The sequence below is a fragment of the Enterococcus sp. DIV0574 genome, from assembly GCF_051711125.1.
GTDB classification, from domain to species: domain Bacteria; phylum Bacillota; class Bacilli; order Lactobacillales; family Enterococcaceae; genus Enterococcus_D; species Enterococcus_D gallinarum.
The window spans coordinates 1,439,717-1,455,607 of the sequence record NZ_JBIOMA010000001.1; the positions used below are offsets into that span (position 1 = coordinate 1,439,717).

General features: G+C 42.5%; 13 protein-coding genes. 11 read left to right on the forward strand and 2 right to left on the reverse strand.

Going from position 1 to position 15,891, the window contains the following annotated elements; genetic code table 11:
* Positions 1-60 precede the first annotated feature (60 nt).
* The gene (locus tag IGJ45_RS07060) at positions 61-1,884 is read left to right on the forward strand and encodes a glucose PTS transporter subunit IIA (protein WP_409531312.1); all 1,824 of its coding nucleotides are present in this window, start codon (positions 61-63) and stop codon (positions 1,882-1,884) included.
* Positions 1,885-2,013: 129 nt separating this feature from the next.
* Here the strand turns inward: IGJ45_RS07060 and IGJ45_RS07065 are convergent, their stop codons facing one another.
* Positions 2,014-3,135, reverse strand: coding sequence for an NAD(P)/FAD-dependent oxidoreductase (locus IGJ45_RS07065; protein ID WP_409531259.1), 1,122 nt, complete (start codon positions 3,133-3,135; stop codon positions 2,014-2,016).
* Between the two features lie 152 nt (positions 3,136-3,287).
* Between IGJ45_RS07065 and recQ the strand changes: the two genes are divergently transcribed.
* From recQ to IGJ45_RS07090, 5 genes are all read left to right on the forward strand, one after another.
* On the forward strand, positions 3,288-5,054 hold the full coding sequence (recQ, locus tag IGJ45_RS07070) for a DNA helicase RecQ (RefSeq protein WP_003127130.1): 1,767 nt from the start codon (positions 3,288-3,290) through the stop codon (positions 5,052-5,054).
* Positions 5,055-5,094: 40 nt separating this feature from the next.
* Positions 5,095-5,514, forward strand: a complete 420-nt coding sequence (locus IGJ45_RS07075) for a GNAT family N-acetyltransferase (RefSeq protein ID WP_195957676.1) — start codon at positions 5,095-5,097, stop codon at positions 5,512-5,514.
* A 199-nt stretch (positions 5,515-5,713) separates the two neighbouring features.
* Positions 5,714-7,336, forward strand: coding sequence for a PTS transporter subunit EIIC (locus IGJ45_RS07080; RefSeq protein WP_103300036.1), 1,623 nt, complete (start codon positions 5,714-5,716; stop codon positions 7,334-7,336).
* Entirely contained in the window at positions 7,336-8,667 is a 1,332-nt protein-coding gene (locus tag IGJ45_RS07085) for a 6-phospho-alpha-glucosidase (protein WP_003127146.1), read from the forward strand. Before IGJ45_RS07080 ends, IGJ45_RS07085 begins: the two co-directional genes overlap by 1 nt.
* Positions 8,668-9,004: 337 nt before the next feature.
* A complete protein-coding gene (locus IGJ45_RS07090; protein ID WP_409531261.1) occupies positions 9,005-10,369 on the forward strand; it encodes a gluconokinase in 1,365 nt (454 codons plus the stop codon).
* A 181-nt stretch (positions 10,370-10,550) separates the two neighbouring features.
* Here the strand turns inward: IGJ45_RS07090 and IGJ45_RS07095 are convergent, their stop codons facing one another.
* Positions 10,551-11,276 carry a MurR/RpiR family transcriptional regulator gene (locus tag IGJ45_RS07095; protein WP_086269236.1) on the reverse strand — a complete coding sequence of 242 codons (726 nt, stop codon included), beginning with the start codon at positions 11,274-11,276 and terminating at the stop codon, positions 10,551-10,553.
* Positions 11,277-11,460: 184 nt separating this feature from the next.
* Here IGJ45_RS07095 and IGJ45_RS07100 point away from each other — a divergent pair, with 184 nt between their 5' ends.
* The 5 genes from IGJ45_RS07100 to IGJ45_RS07120 all read left to right on the forward strand — a co-directional run bounded on the left by IGJ45_RS07100 (position 11,461) and on the right by IGJ45_RS07120 (position 15,655).
* Complete coding sequence (locus tag IGJ45_RS07100; protein ID WP_029486913.1) at positions 11,461-12,213, forward strand: IclR family transcriptional regulator; 753 nt, start codon at positions 11,461-11,463, stop codon at positions 12,211-12,213.
* 110 nt (positions 12,214-12,323) lie between these two features.
* Positions 12,324-12,971 (forward strand): bifunctional 4-hydroxy-2-oxoglutarate aldolase/2-dehydro-3-deoxy-phosphogluconate aldolase, encoded by a 648-nt coding sequence (locus tag IGJ45_RS07105; RefSeq protein ID WP_113849850.1) that lies wholly within the window; start codon positions 12,324-12,326, stop codon positions 12,969-12,971.
* A 1-nt stretch (position 12,972) separates the two neighbouring features.
* Entirely contained in the window at positions 12,973-13,974 is a 1,002-nt protein-coding gene (locus IGJ45_RS07110; RefSeq protein WP_103300039.1) for a sugar kinase, read from the forward strand.
* An 11-nt stretch (positions 13,975-13,985) separates the two neighbouring features.
* Positions 13,986-14,828: a 5-dehydro-4-deoxy-D-glucuronate isomerase gene (kduI, locus tag IGJ45_RS07115; protein WP_409531262.1), complete on the forward strand. Its 843-nt coding sequence runs from the start codon at positions 13,986-13,988 to the stop codon at positions 14,826-14,828.
* A 20-nt stretch (positions 14,829-14,848) separates the two neighbouring features.
* Entirely contained in the window at positions 14,849-15,655 is an 807-nt protein-coding gene (locus IGJ45_RS07120; RefSeq protein WP_034704712.1) for a gluconate 5-dehydrogenase, read from the forward strand.
* Positions 15,656-15,891 lie beyond the last annotated feature (236 nt).

Genomic DNA, 15,891 nt, shown 5'->3' on the forward strand with positions numbered 1-15,891 from the left:
CCCACTTGAAAAGGCGCCTCAAGATTCAAGTCCGTTAGCAAACAACAGGAGGAAAAAATGATGATGAAAGAAGACATCGTAAAACAGATCATAAAAGATGTTGGTGGATCCGAGAATATCAATAATGCTTGGCATTGTATGACGCGGCTTCGTTTTGATTTGAAGGATGAAAAGAAAGTTGACTATACTGCTTTAGAAAAAATACCTAAAGTGGTGGGAACGAAATATCAAAGCAATCAGCTCCAAGTGGTGATCGGTACAGATGTAGCGGATTATTATGCTCCATTAGCCAAAGAACTTGGTTTGGATGAAAAGAGTCAAGAGTCTTCAGAGAAAAAAGGCGCTGTCTCGTTGTTTATGGATACAGTCTCCGGTGTATTCGGACCAATTGTTCCAGCAATCGCTGGGGCAGGAATGATTAAAGGGTTGATGGCAGGATTGGTTGCCTTAAATGTGATTTCCAATCAAACAGATACGTATTTAGTCATTGATATGATCGCCAGCGGCGTATTTACCTTCTTGCCATTTTTTGTTGCTGCTTCTGCTGCGCGCATCTTTAAAACGAATCAATACTTGGCGATCGCCATTGCTGCAACATTACAATTTCCAACGATGACGAATGCAGTTGCTGAAGGCAATATTTCGGCCTTTCGACTGTTTGGGGTTTTACCAGTTCCCGTTTTCAATTATGCGGGTACCGTTATTCCAATCATTTTTGCTGTTTTAGCATTAAGCTACATTTATCGCTGGGTAGACAAGGTATTGCCGCAAGTTCTGCGGACCGTCTTTACACCGACGATTTCCTTGTTTGTGGCTGGACTGATTACACTGACAGTTATTGGTCCAATCAGTATTCATTTAGGCAATTTGCTTGCAGATGGTGTAGCTGGCTTGTTTACGATTTCTCCTGTATTGGCAGGAATTGTTGTAGGTGCTATTCGTCCAATTGCGATCTTTACCGGATTACACCATGCAATGACGCCAATCGCATTACAAAACTTTGCCAATCAAGGGTATGATATGTTGATGCCAATGATGTTCATGGCAAATATGGCGATCACCGGCGCAACCGCAGCGATCTACTTTAAAGTAAGATCAAAAGAAGAAAAATCAATCATTTTGTCCTCAGCTGTGTCAGGATTGCTGGGCATCACTGAGCCAGCATTGTTTGGGATTTTATCAAAATATAAAAAAGCATTTTTAGCAGCTACCATCGGTAGTTCGATTGCATCAGCGTTCATCAGCTTTTTTGGCGTAAGGATCTATGGCTATATTTTATCCAGTATCTTTAGTTTGCCGGCTTATATTGGTGAATACTTTATCTATGCGGTCCTAGGCATTGTCTTGGCGATCGGTTCCTCTTTTGCTCTGACTTATTTCCTAGTCCCTAATCAAGCAGAAACAGAAACCTTCACCAACGAACTTGATTTGCATGCTGTAACGCAAGGAGAATACATTCCATTGGAAGATGTACCCGACGAAGTGTTTTCAACAAAAATGATGGGTGAAGGGTATGCCATTCACTCTAAAGACGGCCAAATCTATTCGCCAGTCAGTGGTGAAGTCACTTCGGTTTTCCCTTCCAAACATGCGGTGGGAATCACCACATCGAATGGTGTGGAAGTTCTAGTCCATATGGGAATCGATACAGTTTCTCTTGATGGCAAAGGCTTTGAAGTATTCGTAAAAGTAGGAGAGCAAGTAACCCCACAATCGAAACTAGCAGCGATGGACTTGTCTTATATCGAACAACAAGGCAAAGAAACGATGGTCATCGTCCTAATCACGAACATGGAACGTGTCCAACAATTTTCAGGAACGATCGGTCTTGAAGGAAATCATCAAGCCGGTGCCCTATTAGAAAAGGTAATTTTAAACGCTTAAATTCAAGAAAAAAAGAGGTTTAACAAGAGGGGAGATGCACCTGGCAAAAACAGCTGCGGCATATTCTGTCCAATTGTTCGAAAGAAAGAGCTGCGACAAGACTTTTGTCACAGCTCCTTTTTTTTACCATCAGTGACGTTGAGTAATATAGGCAGCTATAGGTTTACTATATTTCTCAAAAAGTTTTTGCTTTTCAGAAGGGTTCTGACCTTGATTAAAATATTCAGCCAGTAAATAACCGATATAGGGACCTGTGGTTAATCCAGAAGACCCCAGTCCGCTGGCGACCACTAATCCTGGCTCACTGGGAAGCAGTCCAAAAAATGGCGCAAAGTCAGAAGTATAGGCCCGTGTTCCTACGCGAACTGTCATTGGCGCAGCAAACAATTTCTCGGGAGCTGCCAAAAATGAACCGATGCCAGTCAGCAATTGTTGCTTTGCTGCTTCAGTGGGAGTCAGATCCCAACCGCCATCATTTTCGTGAGTCGCTCCTAAAAGGATCTTCCCATTCGCAAAAGGAATCAAATCGCCTTCGCCTTCTAACATCGCCACTGGCCAATCTTTTGCTGACGCTGTCGTTTCGAAGGAGAGCAGCTGTCCTTTTTGGGGACGAACATCGACGTGGTAGTTCAAGTGTTCTAACAGTTGGCCTAATCCTGGTCCGGCGGTTAAACAAACATGATCCGCTGGGATTTCTGCGTATGTATTAGAAACGACCCAATTTTTTTCTTTATAAAGTCTAGCCTTCCCTTGGACGAAAACGACCCCATTGGTACGGGCCCGTTCTTCTAGGAACGCTAGATAAGCAGCGCCATCTAGTCGACCTCCTCCGGAAATTTTCAAAGCCGGTAGTGGTTTGAGCAAAGGTAAAGCTTGCTGCGTTTCAGCAGGAGAAAGACAGGTGATTTGACCGATTTCCGGTGCCTCTTTACGCCGTTCCTCCGCCAGTTCCGCTAATGCTGCCAACTGATTTTCTGGGCGAATGATCAATGTACCTGAGCGTTGATAAATATCTGTGGTCAGTGAGAAATCTTGTGCCAATTTTTCGAAAAAAGCAGCCCCATCTTTAGCTAATTGATACCATCGTTTGTTTCGCCGTTTCGAAAGCCAGGGGGAAATGATCCCGGCACTCGCTTTAGTAGCTTGTCCCGTAGGGTCGTCAACCACGGTCACTTGGTACTTCGTCGTATCTAGATAATTTGCTAAGGTCATCCCAATGATGCCGCCACCGATAATTACGATTTTTTCCATAAAACTGCAAACTCCTTTTTTGTTTCAATCATTGTTCCATATTCTTCTCAAAAAATCAAAGACTGAAAGTTCCTGTCGAAAGTGATTCCCAAACTGTTCCCATTTCAAATGACTGGATTTTCTCGTATAATGGACATGGAAAAGAGGATATTATGCAATCAATCAATCAAGTTTTAAGAGATAAATTCGGTTATACCAGCTTTCGGGAAGGTCAAGAATCAATCATCAATGCCATTCTTTCTCATCAAAATGTTTTAGGCATCATGCCGACTGGCGGAGGAAAATCTGTATGTTATCAGCTCCCGGCTTTATTGTTAGACGGTCTGACATTAGTTATTTCACCATTGATTTCATTGATGAAAGATCAAGTAGATGCATTGAATGACATGGGTATCCCGGCTGCTTATATCAATAGTACCTTATCAGCTCCGGAAATCAACCAACGGTTAAGGCAAGCATCGAAAGGAGAGATCAAACTCCTGTATGTCGCTCCAGAGCGTTTGGAATCAGATCATTTTCGCGAATTGCTGCGCTATGTTCCTATATCCCTACTCGCTGTTGATGAAGCCCACTGTATTTCACAATGGGGACATGATTTTCGTCCTAGCTATTTACGCTTAGCGGAAACGATCCATAGTTTTGATCAGCGGCCAACGGTGGTGGCATTGACAGCTACAGCAACGCCAAAAGTTGCCCAAGATATTGAACGACTGTTGCTGATTCCACCAGAGAACCAAGTGAAAACGGGTTTTGCTCGCGAAAATCTATCTTTTGAAGTTATCAAAGAGCAGAAAGATACTTATTTGCTGACCTATTTAAAGATGAACAAAGGGCAATCAGGGATTATTTATGCCAGCACACGCAAAGAAGTCGAACGAATCTATCGTTTATTGAAACAACAATCTATCAATGCTGGACGCTATCATGGCGGATTAACTGAAGAAGAACGTACGCAAAACCAAGAAGATTTTCTTTTTGATCGTCTTCAAGTGATGGTAGCAACCAATGCTTTTGGTATGGGAATCAACAAAAGCAATGTGCGCTTTGTGATCCACGCCCAAATCCCCGGTAATTTAGAATCTTATTATCAAGAAGCCGGACGTGCCGGACGAGATGGTGAACCTAGCGAAGCCATTTTATTATACGCTCCGCAGGATTTACAGATTCAGCAGTTTTTTATCGATCAATCTGAGTCCGATATTCAGTATCGTCAAAATGAATACCTCAAGTTGAGAGAAATGAGTCAATATGGGCATACACAAATGTGTCTTCAACGTTACATATTGCGGTATTTTGGGGAAGACGGTCCCGATTGTGGCCGCTGCAGCAATTGCTTAGATGAACGAGAACAGGTAGATATCACCGTTGAGACGCAAAAAGTGTTGTCCTGTGTGAAACGAATGGGTGAACGTTTTGGCAAAGCGTTAGTGGGGAAAGTGTTGACCGGATCAGCAGATCAGAAAGTCACCCAATGGGGATTTGAAAAATTGCCAACCTATGGTTTGTTGAAAGATTGGTCACAAAAAGAAGTCAATCAACTCATTGACTACTTAACCGCATCAGGCTATTTAGTCCCTTCGGAAGGACAATACCCCCTGCTCAGTGTGTCAGCTGCCGGTGTAGAGGTTCTTTTAGGCAAGGCAAAGGTTTACCGGAAACAAGCCAAAGTACGTCAATTGGTCGTCGATGACGAACTGTTTGACCAATTACGTTCCCTGCGATTGACGCTCGCACAAGAACAAAACTTGCCGCCGTATGTCGTCTTTTCGGACAAGACATTGCGGGAACTTGCGGAGCAGCAGCCTAAAACCCCTATCGAATTTCTACAGATCAAAGGTGTTGGTCAAAACAAGTTAGATAAATACGGTGATGCGTTTCTGGCTGTGTTGAAAGAATACCGAGAAACAACAGAAAAATAGTGCTGCTTTACGATTCAGGAAAAAACAAGGAGAAACCAAGATGCTGAAGATTCGTTATGCGCAAAAAAGGGATACGACATTCTGGTTAGAGCTAGATAATCATTTGTCAAAAGCAGGATTAGCAAAAAAGTTTCAAGATCAACAGGCGTTGATCTTGACCGATGAGGAAGAACCTGTGGGGATTCTTCGCTACCAATTGTTTTGGGATACCATTCCCTTTTGTACCCTGCTGGTGGTCAACGAATCCCAGCAGAGAAAGGGGAGAGGAAGGCACTTCCTCCGCCTTTGGGAAGCAGAAATGCGGAAACAAGGGTATGGGATGTGTATGACCTCTACTCAGTCTGATGAGAGCGGTCAGCATTTCTATCGAAAATGTGGCTACAAAGATGCCGGTGGGTTGCTTATGGACGTACCAGGTTTTGAACAGCCGTTGGAATTGTTTTTTGTGAAGCCGTTATGATCAAAAAATCGTCTATCACGTTATCTCAAGCGAGCCAATTCGAGGTTCGCTTTTTTATTTTTCTTGTGCGGAGTTTGTTAGAATGCTGAAACGCATTCCAATCTTTGCAACAGGTTGATTTGAAAGCGGTTCCTGTTCCAATGGACGCCAAACTTCCCTATAATAAACCTACCGATAAAAAAGTAAAGGAGTCTCATCAATGAAAGAAAAAGTGATGGATGCGATGCAGAAGTTTTCGAAAGCCATGTTTGTTCCGGTACTGATATTGCCGATTGCCGGAATCTTGATCGCAATTGGTAATGTTTTCACAAACGTTCGTTTGATTGAGCGTTTCCCATTTTTGGATAATCCGATCACAACTGGTTTTGGGAGTATATTATCTGCTTCGCTCCTACCGATTTTGACGAATCTCGGCATCATATTTTGTGTAGGGATCGCTCTTGGTCTTGCCAAAAAGAAAAAGGCAGAAGCCGGTTTTACAGCGTTATTAGGCTATCTGGTATTCTTATATGCCATGAATAAATTCTTGGAACTTCGGGGGATGCTAGTAGCGGCAGATGCACTTCAAGGATCAGGACAAGCACTGGTCTTAGGGATTCAAGTTTTAGACATGGGTGTTTTTTTAGGAATCATTTTAGGAATTATTGTTGCATTGATTCATAATCGTTTCATCGACACCACATTCAATAACGCCTTTCAGGTATATGGTGGTGCTCGTTTTGTGTTTATCATTTTGATTCCAGTCGTCGTTTTGTTGGCCATTCTGTCTTCGATCGTATGGCCAGTGATTCAAACAGGTATTGATGGCTTAGGTGGAATCATTCAAGAAACAGGAAACTTCGGCATCTTCTTGTATGGGACGCTAGAAAGATTATTGATTCCAACTGGACTCCATCATCTGATCTATACGCCATTTCTCTATACATCACTTGGAGGAGTCGCTGAAGTCGGTGGTCAAGTCTTTGAAGGAGCCCGTAACATTTACTTTGCAGAAATTGCGGATCCGGCAGTAAAGGTTCTCTCGCAAAGTGTCATCTGGGATGCACGAGGAATTTCAAAAATGTTTGGCTTGCTTGGTGCCTGTCTAGCTATGTATCAGACCGCAAAACCAGAGAATAGAGTCAAGGTCAAAGCTATTTTGATCCCAGCAGTGGTGACTTCCTTTATTGCTGGGGTAACGGAACCGATCGAATTTTCGTTTATGTTCGTTGCGCCAGTTTTGTTCGTGATCCATTCCGCATTAAGTGGACTGAGTATGGTTGCATTGAATATTTTTGGCTCAAGAGCGATTGGTCCGAATGGCTTTATTGATTTCCTTTTGTATAACTTGCCGTTAGGGATTGAAAAGACTCGCTGGCCCATCTATATCGCCGTTGGCGTAGTATTTTTCTTTCTCTATTATGCTCTTTTCCGCTTTTTGATTACTAAAATGAATTTGAAAACAGTCGGTCGGGAAGATGAAGGGAATGAAACAAAATTGTATTCAAAAAAAGAGTACAAAGAGAAACGGTTAGCAGGAGCTGGTGTTGGAGTGACGGCAGAAGTAATCCCTTCATCTGTACCAACGGACTCGATTTCAGCATTGATCACAAAAGGTTTAGGTGGAGACAGTAATATTAAAACGATTGACAACTGTTACACACGATTGCGTTTGAAACTAAAAAATCCAGAACTAGTGGATGAGACATTGCTAAAAGAAGAAACCCAAGCCAAAGGCGTTATCAAGAATGGTGAGAATGTCCATGTTGTTTATGGATTGACTGTACCAAAAGTACGAGAAGAATTAGAAAAGTTTCTTGGACGAGAAGGAGAGATTGAATGATGAAGAATTTTTCAGTAGTGATTGCCGGTGGAGGAAGTACCTTCACACCAGGGATCGTGATGATGCTGTTAGATAATCAAAACCGCTTCCCATTGAGAAAGCTGACACTTTATGATAATGATGAAGCGCGACAAAGAACTTTAGGTGAAGCATTGACGATCTTATTAAAAGAACAGGCACCACAGATCGAATTTTCTTATACGACGGATCCGCAAGCAGCTTTTACTGGTGCTGACTTTTGTATGGCTCATATTCGAGTAGGCAAATATGACATGCGGGAAAAAGACGAGAAGGTTCCTTTACGCCATGGTGTGTTCGGTCAAGAGACTTGCGGACCTGGCGGTATCGCTTATGGTATGCGCAGTATCACCGGAATGTTGGAAATCATTGATTATATGGAAACGTATTCGCCAGATTGCTGGATGTTAAATTATTCGAATCCGGCAGCGATTGTAGCAGAAGCCTGTCGTGTGTTGCGACCTGACGCAAAAGTGTTGAATATTTGCGATATGCCAGTGGGCACCTTGCGACGGATGTCGCAAATTATTGATAAAAATCCAGCAGACTTAGAAGTTCGTTATTTTGGCTTGAATCATTTTGGCTGGTGGACCAGCATCAAGGACAAAGAAGGCAACGAATACATCCAACAAATCAGGGAATATGTTGCACAGAATGGCTATCTCACTCAAGTTGAAGTGGACACTCAACATACAGATCCTAGTTGGCAAGAAACCCACAAAAAAGCCAAAGATCTTTTGGCTCTGACACCAGAGTATTTGCCAAATACGTATTTAAAATATTACTTATACCCAGATTACGTTTATGATCATATGAAAGAGCATCCCGAATATACGCGTTCGAATGAGGTCATGGAAGGAAGAGAAAAGCGAGTCTTCGACCATGCGAAAAAAATCATCGAACAAGGATCGGCAGAGGGTATCGCATTTGAAATCGATGCTCATGCAACCTTTATTGTGGATCTGGCACGAGCAATTGCGTTCAATACGCATGAACGAATGGTCATGATTGTTGAGAATAACGGGGCAATCGCTAACTTTCCTGATGATGCCATGGTGGAAGTTCCTTGTATTGTTGGCTCTGATGGACCAGAAGCTTTGGCACAAGGCAAGATACCATCTTTCCAACAAGCCTTGATGTTCCAACAAGTCACTGTGGAAAAATTAGTGGTGGAGGCATATGTGGAAAAGAGTTACCAAAAAATGTGGCAGGCGTTAACCCTTTCCAAAACCATTCCTAGCGCAAAAGTAGCCAAAGATCTCTTAGATGATCTGGTCTCAGAAAATGGTGATTATTGGCCGGGACTCCACTAAAATGTTTCACATGCTGAGAAACATTTCTGATCAAAAGATTTCACTTTGAAAAACCTTACAACAATTAGTGTTCGCTAAAAAGTCTGAGGATGACAGAGGAGATAGAGGATCTGAATGATAAACGAGAGGGAGTGCATCTGTGGTGCAGTAGTTGATGGCTGCAAGCTGGATGTTTGCCAACCCTCTTGTCAATCATTCGGATTTTTTTGCTGGAATCACTGACATTCTAAATGTTTATCAAGAATTCAAAGGGAGATGAGCAATGGTCTTTTTGCGGGGATCTTTTTTAAGTATGCTAAAATAGAAATGAATTAGCAGAGATAAGGGAGCGAGAGGAATGTTTTTAGGGATTGATATTGGAACGACGGCAATAAAAATCGGTTTGTTGGAAGAACGGAAAATCATTTATCAACGTTCTTTTCCTATTTATACCAAAACAGAAAAAGGTCGCACACAGTCTGCGTCAGAAATTATAGCTGTACTTTTGAAAGGGATCACGGAGATTCCCTCCTCTTTACGAGAGCAAATAACAGTGATTGGGTTCAGTACAGCGATGCATAGTCTAATGCCAGTGATAAATGAGAAATTTGAAGAAATCTATATTTGGTCAGATAATCAGGCTAGCCAAGTGATTGCAGAGTTTCGTCAATCCTCATTGTCAGAATCGTTTTATCGGCAGACTGGGACACCGATCCATGCGATGTCGCCATTTGCTAAGTTGCTTCACTTCAAATCCGCTGGCGGTTTTGATGGCAAGACAAAATGGTATGGGCTGAAAGAATTGGTGATGCTTTTATTTACCGGAGCTCCTTGGATCGACCGAAGTACTGCATCGGCAACAGGCCTCTACTCCCTTGAAGAAAAAAATTGGAGTCAAGAGATTCTTCACTATTTGGACCTCTCCATTGAACAGTTTGCGCCAATCTGTGACACGACCGATCGTTTTCCTATTGCTGCGTCCGCTGCCGCTCGCTATGGATTGAATGAAACAGTAGAGATCATGTGCGGCGCCAGTGATGGCTGTTTGGCGGCTTATGCAGGGTATGTATCGACTGGAATCAAAAATAGTCTGACGATCGGCACTAGTGCTGCTGTTCGAAAGGTGACGGATCAACCGGTGTTCGATCAGCGGCAAAATTTTTGTTATTACCTTAAAGAAGGTCAATATGTCATTGGTGCTCCGTCGAATAATGGGGGGTGCGTCCTTGCTTGGATCAAAGAAACATTGGCACAAGATCCTGACACTTTCTATGAAAGCCTCCCAAGAATCATTGAAGAAACCATAATCGGCAGCCATGGTCTGCGCTTTTTTCCGTTTATCAATGGGGAACGGGCTCCTTATTGGACATCTGATATCAAGGCGTCTTATCATGGTTTGACGATTCAACATACTCGGACAGATATGATTCGTGGAGCAATTGAGGGGATGTTGTTGAATATTGGTGTTTTAAAAGAAATGGCAGCAATTACCGATGAAGTGACGATCAGCGGTGGCGTTTTCCAATCGAAAGCCATTGCACAATTAACAGCTGATATCTTGGGCGTGACATGTTATTTGTCACCGGCAAACGAACCAATTTTTGGTCTTTATGATCTTTATTTTGGTCATCGTTTGGCAGCAAGAGACCACTTGCAGACCATTACGCCGAATCAAAAAACGAGCGCAGCCTACGCGTCGCTCGCTGAACATTATTTTGACTAGCAGAAAAGGTTGCGGCTGAAGTATCAGCGAGATTGAACAACAAGATTGAACAACAAGATTGAACGACCTGAAAGCAACTGAATGGCTTCATTTATCGATTAGATGCGAAGCGGGCCAGCCAGATAGCAGGGGTGATCCTAGAATTTTTTGGCTACTCCATATGTTGAAGCCCCGGACTCTTTTAGTTGATTTCGGCAGTAAATGCCTCTACGAGGTACTCCATTAGCAGTAAAAGCTTTCCGTAAAAACTCGTATATTGGATGTTCTGCGTATCATATGGTCGTTCATCAGTGACACCAAAAGAAAAATTTGCTAGTTGATGGGCTCGGTGTTCACCATTGCCGCAAAAAAGGACAGTGGGGATTTGATGGTCATTCGCTAGTTGCATTTTTTCTAGCACTTTCTGTGTCTCCCCCGATTTAGAAATCGTGATCAGCATACTGATGTTGTCGATATTATTACTAATGATACCGCCGGAATCAGAAGCACTCACCAGTAAAGTTTTAATACCATTAACCAACATTTTTTTATGAAGGTATTCTGCTATGATACCAGAAAAGCCAGTGGCATAAATGGTAATGAATTTATCATTGTTTTGAGCATAAATTTCTTTGATCGCATCAATAGAGGCTGCAATGCCTTCTGTGTTGATCTGATAGTCAATGGCTGCTTCAGTGGTCATTTGACGATTCAGCCGATTTTTTAAGAAATAAAGTAATTCCAAATAGCCGGAAAAACCTAATTTTTGTGCTAATCGCACCAGTGTTGCTGGAGAAGTATAAAGCTCTTGCGCGATTTTTCGCAAAGGGACGCCTTCGATTTTGTCCGTATGAGACACCAAATAAGTGAGGATGTGCTGCTCGCTTTCGGAAATTTTTTTTCCTTTGGTCAATACATTTAAGTCCATGCTATTGCTCCTTTTCGTAGTAACATCATCATACAATGAAGAGAAACAGAAAGTAAAACTTTTTTCTTTATCCTTTTTTTAAACAACCTTCTTACACCGTCTTCGCAAGAGAAGATGGATAAGTTTGGTTGTTTATTTCATTATAAGAGATTATAATTTCTTATATAGAAAAAACAAAGGTGGAATACAAATGACGAAACCCTATGGGACTGTTTTGATTAAAGCCGCGAAAATCATGGATTATCTTGCGGAAGAACCCAACAAATCGTTGCAAGAGATCGCAGCTGCTACAGACTTAACCAATTCAACCGCGTTAAAGATTCTCGAAACATTACAGCTGATCGGCTATGTTGCAAAGGACAAGCAAAAAGAATACCGCTTAGGATCTAAACTCGTCAAATATGCCAATAAAAATATTCAAGAACTTGACTTGGTAGAGATCAGTCTGCCATTTTTGGAAGAATTGCAGGAAAAAGCCGATGAGACCATCCATTTGGGGGTTTTGACAGCGAATGAAATCTTGTATGTCAATAAACTGGAACCTCAAAATCAAACTATTCGCATGTCGTCGAAGGTGGGAATTTCAAGACCTTTATATAGCTCAGCGATGGGGAAAGCTGTATTGGCAGAATTCGATGAGACAAGCTATGAAGCTTATTTAGATGAAACACCTTTACAACCTTATACTGAGAACACCATCACGAATGTTCTTAAATTAAATCAAGAGTTAAGAGAAGTGCGTCAGCTGAAGATCGCTTTTGATGATGAAGAAATGGAGAAAGAGATTTTTTGTATCGGCGCGGCTCTTTTGAAAGATGAGGAAATTGTCGGTGCTTTCTCAGTCAGTCTGCCAAAATACCGGTTGACCGAGAGCTATAAACAAACATTGCTTCAAGAAATACGTGCCACAAAAGATAAAATCGAAGCAGCTATTTGAAATACTTTTGGAAACCCCTTGCAAAAGAAAAAAGACCAGGTATAATAAAGATAAGATTTCTTTATAATAAAACTTAATTTCCAAATAGGAAATTAAGAACGGAGGGGTTTATGAAAAAAGTAGAGCGATTATCAAAGTTAAAAGCCTGTGGAATCGTTGCAGTGGTTCGAGGCACTACAAGGCAAGAAGCGCTGGAAGCTAGTCGTGCCATCGTCCGAGGCGGTATTAAAGGAATTGAATTGACCTTCACGGTTCCGCAAGCTGCTGAAGTGATTGCAGAGTTAGTCAATGACTATCAAGAGGACCAAGAAGTGATCATAGGAGCTGGCACGGTACTTGACGCAGTGACTGCCCGCTTAGCGATTATGGCTGGCGCAGAGTATATCGTCAGTCCGACATTTGATCGCGATACAGCTGAGATTTGTAATTTGTATCAAGTACCTTATTTGCCTGGCTGTATGACGATCACTGAAATGAAAGAAGCCTTGAAATCAGGCGCAGACATCATCAAGCTGTTTCCAGGAAGTGCCTATGGTCCTAGTATCATTTCCGCTTTCAAAGCACCATTGCCCCAATTGAATCTTATGCCTACTGGCGGAGTCAGCTTGGAAAATATGTCTGAGTGGTTCAATGCCGGAGTGGTCGCTGTTGGTGTCGGTGGTAATTTGTTAGCGCCAGCTGCTAGTGGTGATTTCGAGAAAGTGACAGCGGTTGCTTCACAATATGTGGCCAAGTTAAATGACATTCGAGGTAACTGAGATGACTAGAATTATTACCTTAGGCGAGATTATGTTGCGCTTATCGACTAGTTCTGGTGTACGCTTGGAGCAAAGCGGACATTTTGCTGCACACTATGGCGGTGGTGAAGCAAATGTTGCTATCTCTTTAGCTAACTATGGGCACGACGTCTCTTTTGCAAGTAAAGTCCCGGCAAATGATCTCGGAAAAGCTGTTACCCATCATTTACGCAATTACGGAGTGGATTGCAGTCTGCTTCTAAGCGGTGGTCCCCGGCTGGGTACTTACTATATGGAATCTGGTGTAGGAGAACGTGCAGCAAAAGTCATTTATGACCGTGCAGGGTCAAGTTTTGCGGAAATCAAGACCAATGAATGGTCAGAAGCGATCTTTAAAGATGTCGCACTTTTCCATGTATCCGGAATTACACCAGCGTTATCCGAGACGTGGCGGGATTTGACCCTTTCACTTGTTAAGCGTGCGAAAAAAGCAGGTTGCAAAATCAGTTTCGATATCAATTATCGTGGCAAACTGTGGACGACAAATGAAGCCGCCGCCTTTCTAAAGGAAATCCTTCCTTTGGTCGATTATTGTTCGGCGGGCAAGTTGGATGCACAAGTTTTTATGGAGATTCCAGCCTATACAGGGCAAGGAAATGAGTTGCTGTATTATTACCAACAAATGAACCAGCGTTATCCGAATATTGAACTGTTTTATTCGACAAAACGAGAAGTGCTTTCCGCCAGTGCTAATACATTGATGGGTACTCTTTGGCATAACGGCCAATATGCAGCTTCTCAAGAACACCGCATAGATCCTATTGTTGATCGAGTAGGCGGAGGGGATGCTTTTTGTGCAGGCGTCCTGCATGGCATTCTAAGTGGGTATTCCTCTCAGGAAACCATTGACTTTGCTACCGCAGCATCTGCATTAAAGCACACGATTCATGGAGATTGTAATCAATTTACAGAAGCGGAAGTAGCTGAATTTTTAGCAGCCGGATCTGGAAAAATCATTCGCTAGGAGGAACCAGCATGCAAGAAATGGAAACCCGTTATACACACAGCCCAGAAGATATTCGACACTATAGTACCGAACAATTACGCAATGAATTTTTGGTAGAGAAAATTTTTGTACCCGGAACGATCCAGTTGACTTATACCCATGATGATCGCATGATCTTTGGCGGAGTAACGCCTACGGATCAACCATTAGAGATTCAATTGAGCAAAGAGTTAGGCGTAGAATACTTTTTGGAACGCCGTGAACTAGGTGTGATCAATATTGGCGGTGCAGGAACCATTGAAATTGACGGCACCAAAGAAGACATGAAAAAGCAAGACGGATACTATATCGGAAAAGAAACGAAACATGTAGTCTTTTCTTCAAAAGATCCAAATGATCCGGCGAAATTCTATGTATCCAGTGTACCGGCACATCATAAATACCCGAATGTAAAAATCAGTATCGATCAGGTCAAACCAATGGAAACAGGTGAAGGCTTGACGCTGAATGAACGGAAGATTTATCAGTATATTCATCCGAATGTGTGTGAAAGTTGCCAGCTGCAAATGGGGTATACGATCTTAGAACCAGGTAGCGCTTGGAATACGATGCCTTGTCATACCCATGAACGCCGTATGGAAGCCTATGTTTATTTTGATTTCGCCAATGAGGACACAAAAGTTTTCCATATGATGGGTAAACCAGATGAAACCAAACATTTAGTAGTCGCAGAAGAGCAAGCAGTCATTTCCCCAAGTTGGTCGATCCATTCTGGAGTCGGAACAAGCAACTATTCCTTTATTTGGGCAATGTGCGGGGAGAACATCACATACACAGATATGGACATGGTTCCCATGGATGAGTTGAAATAATAAAAGAAAGAAGGATGAAGATGGATTTTTCAATGGATCACTTTCGTTTAGATGGCAAGATTGCATTAGTTACCGGCGCAGTTTATGGGATTGGCTTTACGATCGCCCAATCTTTGGCAGCAGCTGGTGCAACGATCGTCTTTAATAATTTAACACAAGAATCAGTCGATGAAGGCTTAAAAAATTATCAAGCAGCCGGCATCAAAGCCCATGGCTATGTCTGTGATGTCACCGATGAAGCAGCAGTCAATGAAATGGTCAAAACCATAGAGGAAGAAGTAGGTGTCATTGATATCTTAGTCAACAATGCAGGGATCATCAAACGGATTCCAATGTTGGAGATGTCAGCCGCTGATTTCCGTCAGGTAGTTGATGTTGATTTGAATGCGCCATTCATCGTTTCTAAAGCCGTTTTGCCTTCCATGATCAAAAAAGGACATGGCAAAATTATCAATATTTGTTCTATGATGAGTGAACTTGGCCGCGAAACCGTTGCTGGTTATGCAGCTGCTAAAGGTGGGCTTAAAATGCTAACCAAAAACATTTGTTCTGAGTTTGGTGAAGCAAACATTCAGTGTAACGGCATTGGCCCTGGTTATATCGCGACACCGCAAACTGCACCATTAAGAGAGATCCAACCAGACGGATCTCGTCATCCCTTTGATCAGTTCATTGTGGCAAAAACGCCAGCAGCGCGTTGGGGAGAGCCCGTAGACTTAGCCGGTCCTGCTGTCTTCTTGGCTTCTGACGCTTCTAATTTTGTCAACGGACATGTTCTCTATGTGGACGGTGGTATTTTGGCTTATATTGGCAAACAGCCTGAGTAATCCTCCTAAGTTCCTGATTTCTAAAACAGGCGAACTTAGCAATCAAAAAAGCTCCTATTCTTCGCACATCCTCAATGGATTTTGCAAAGAGTAGGGGTTTTCTTTGTCGAATTTTCCGATAAAAAAATGAATGGAAGAACCTCTTCTCTGAGAAGGCGGATCGTGGTTCTAGCCAAGTTCGATCAAGAAGAAGGGGGGAGCCGCTTACTAAAGAACCAACAGTTAGTTTTCTTGCA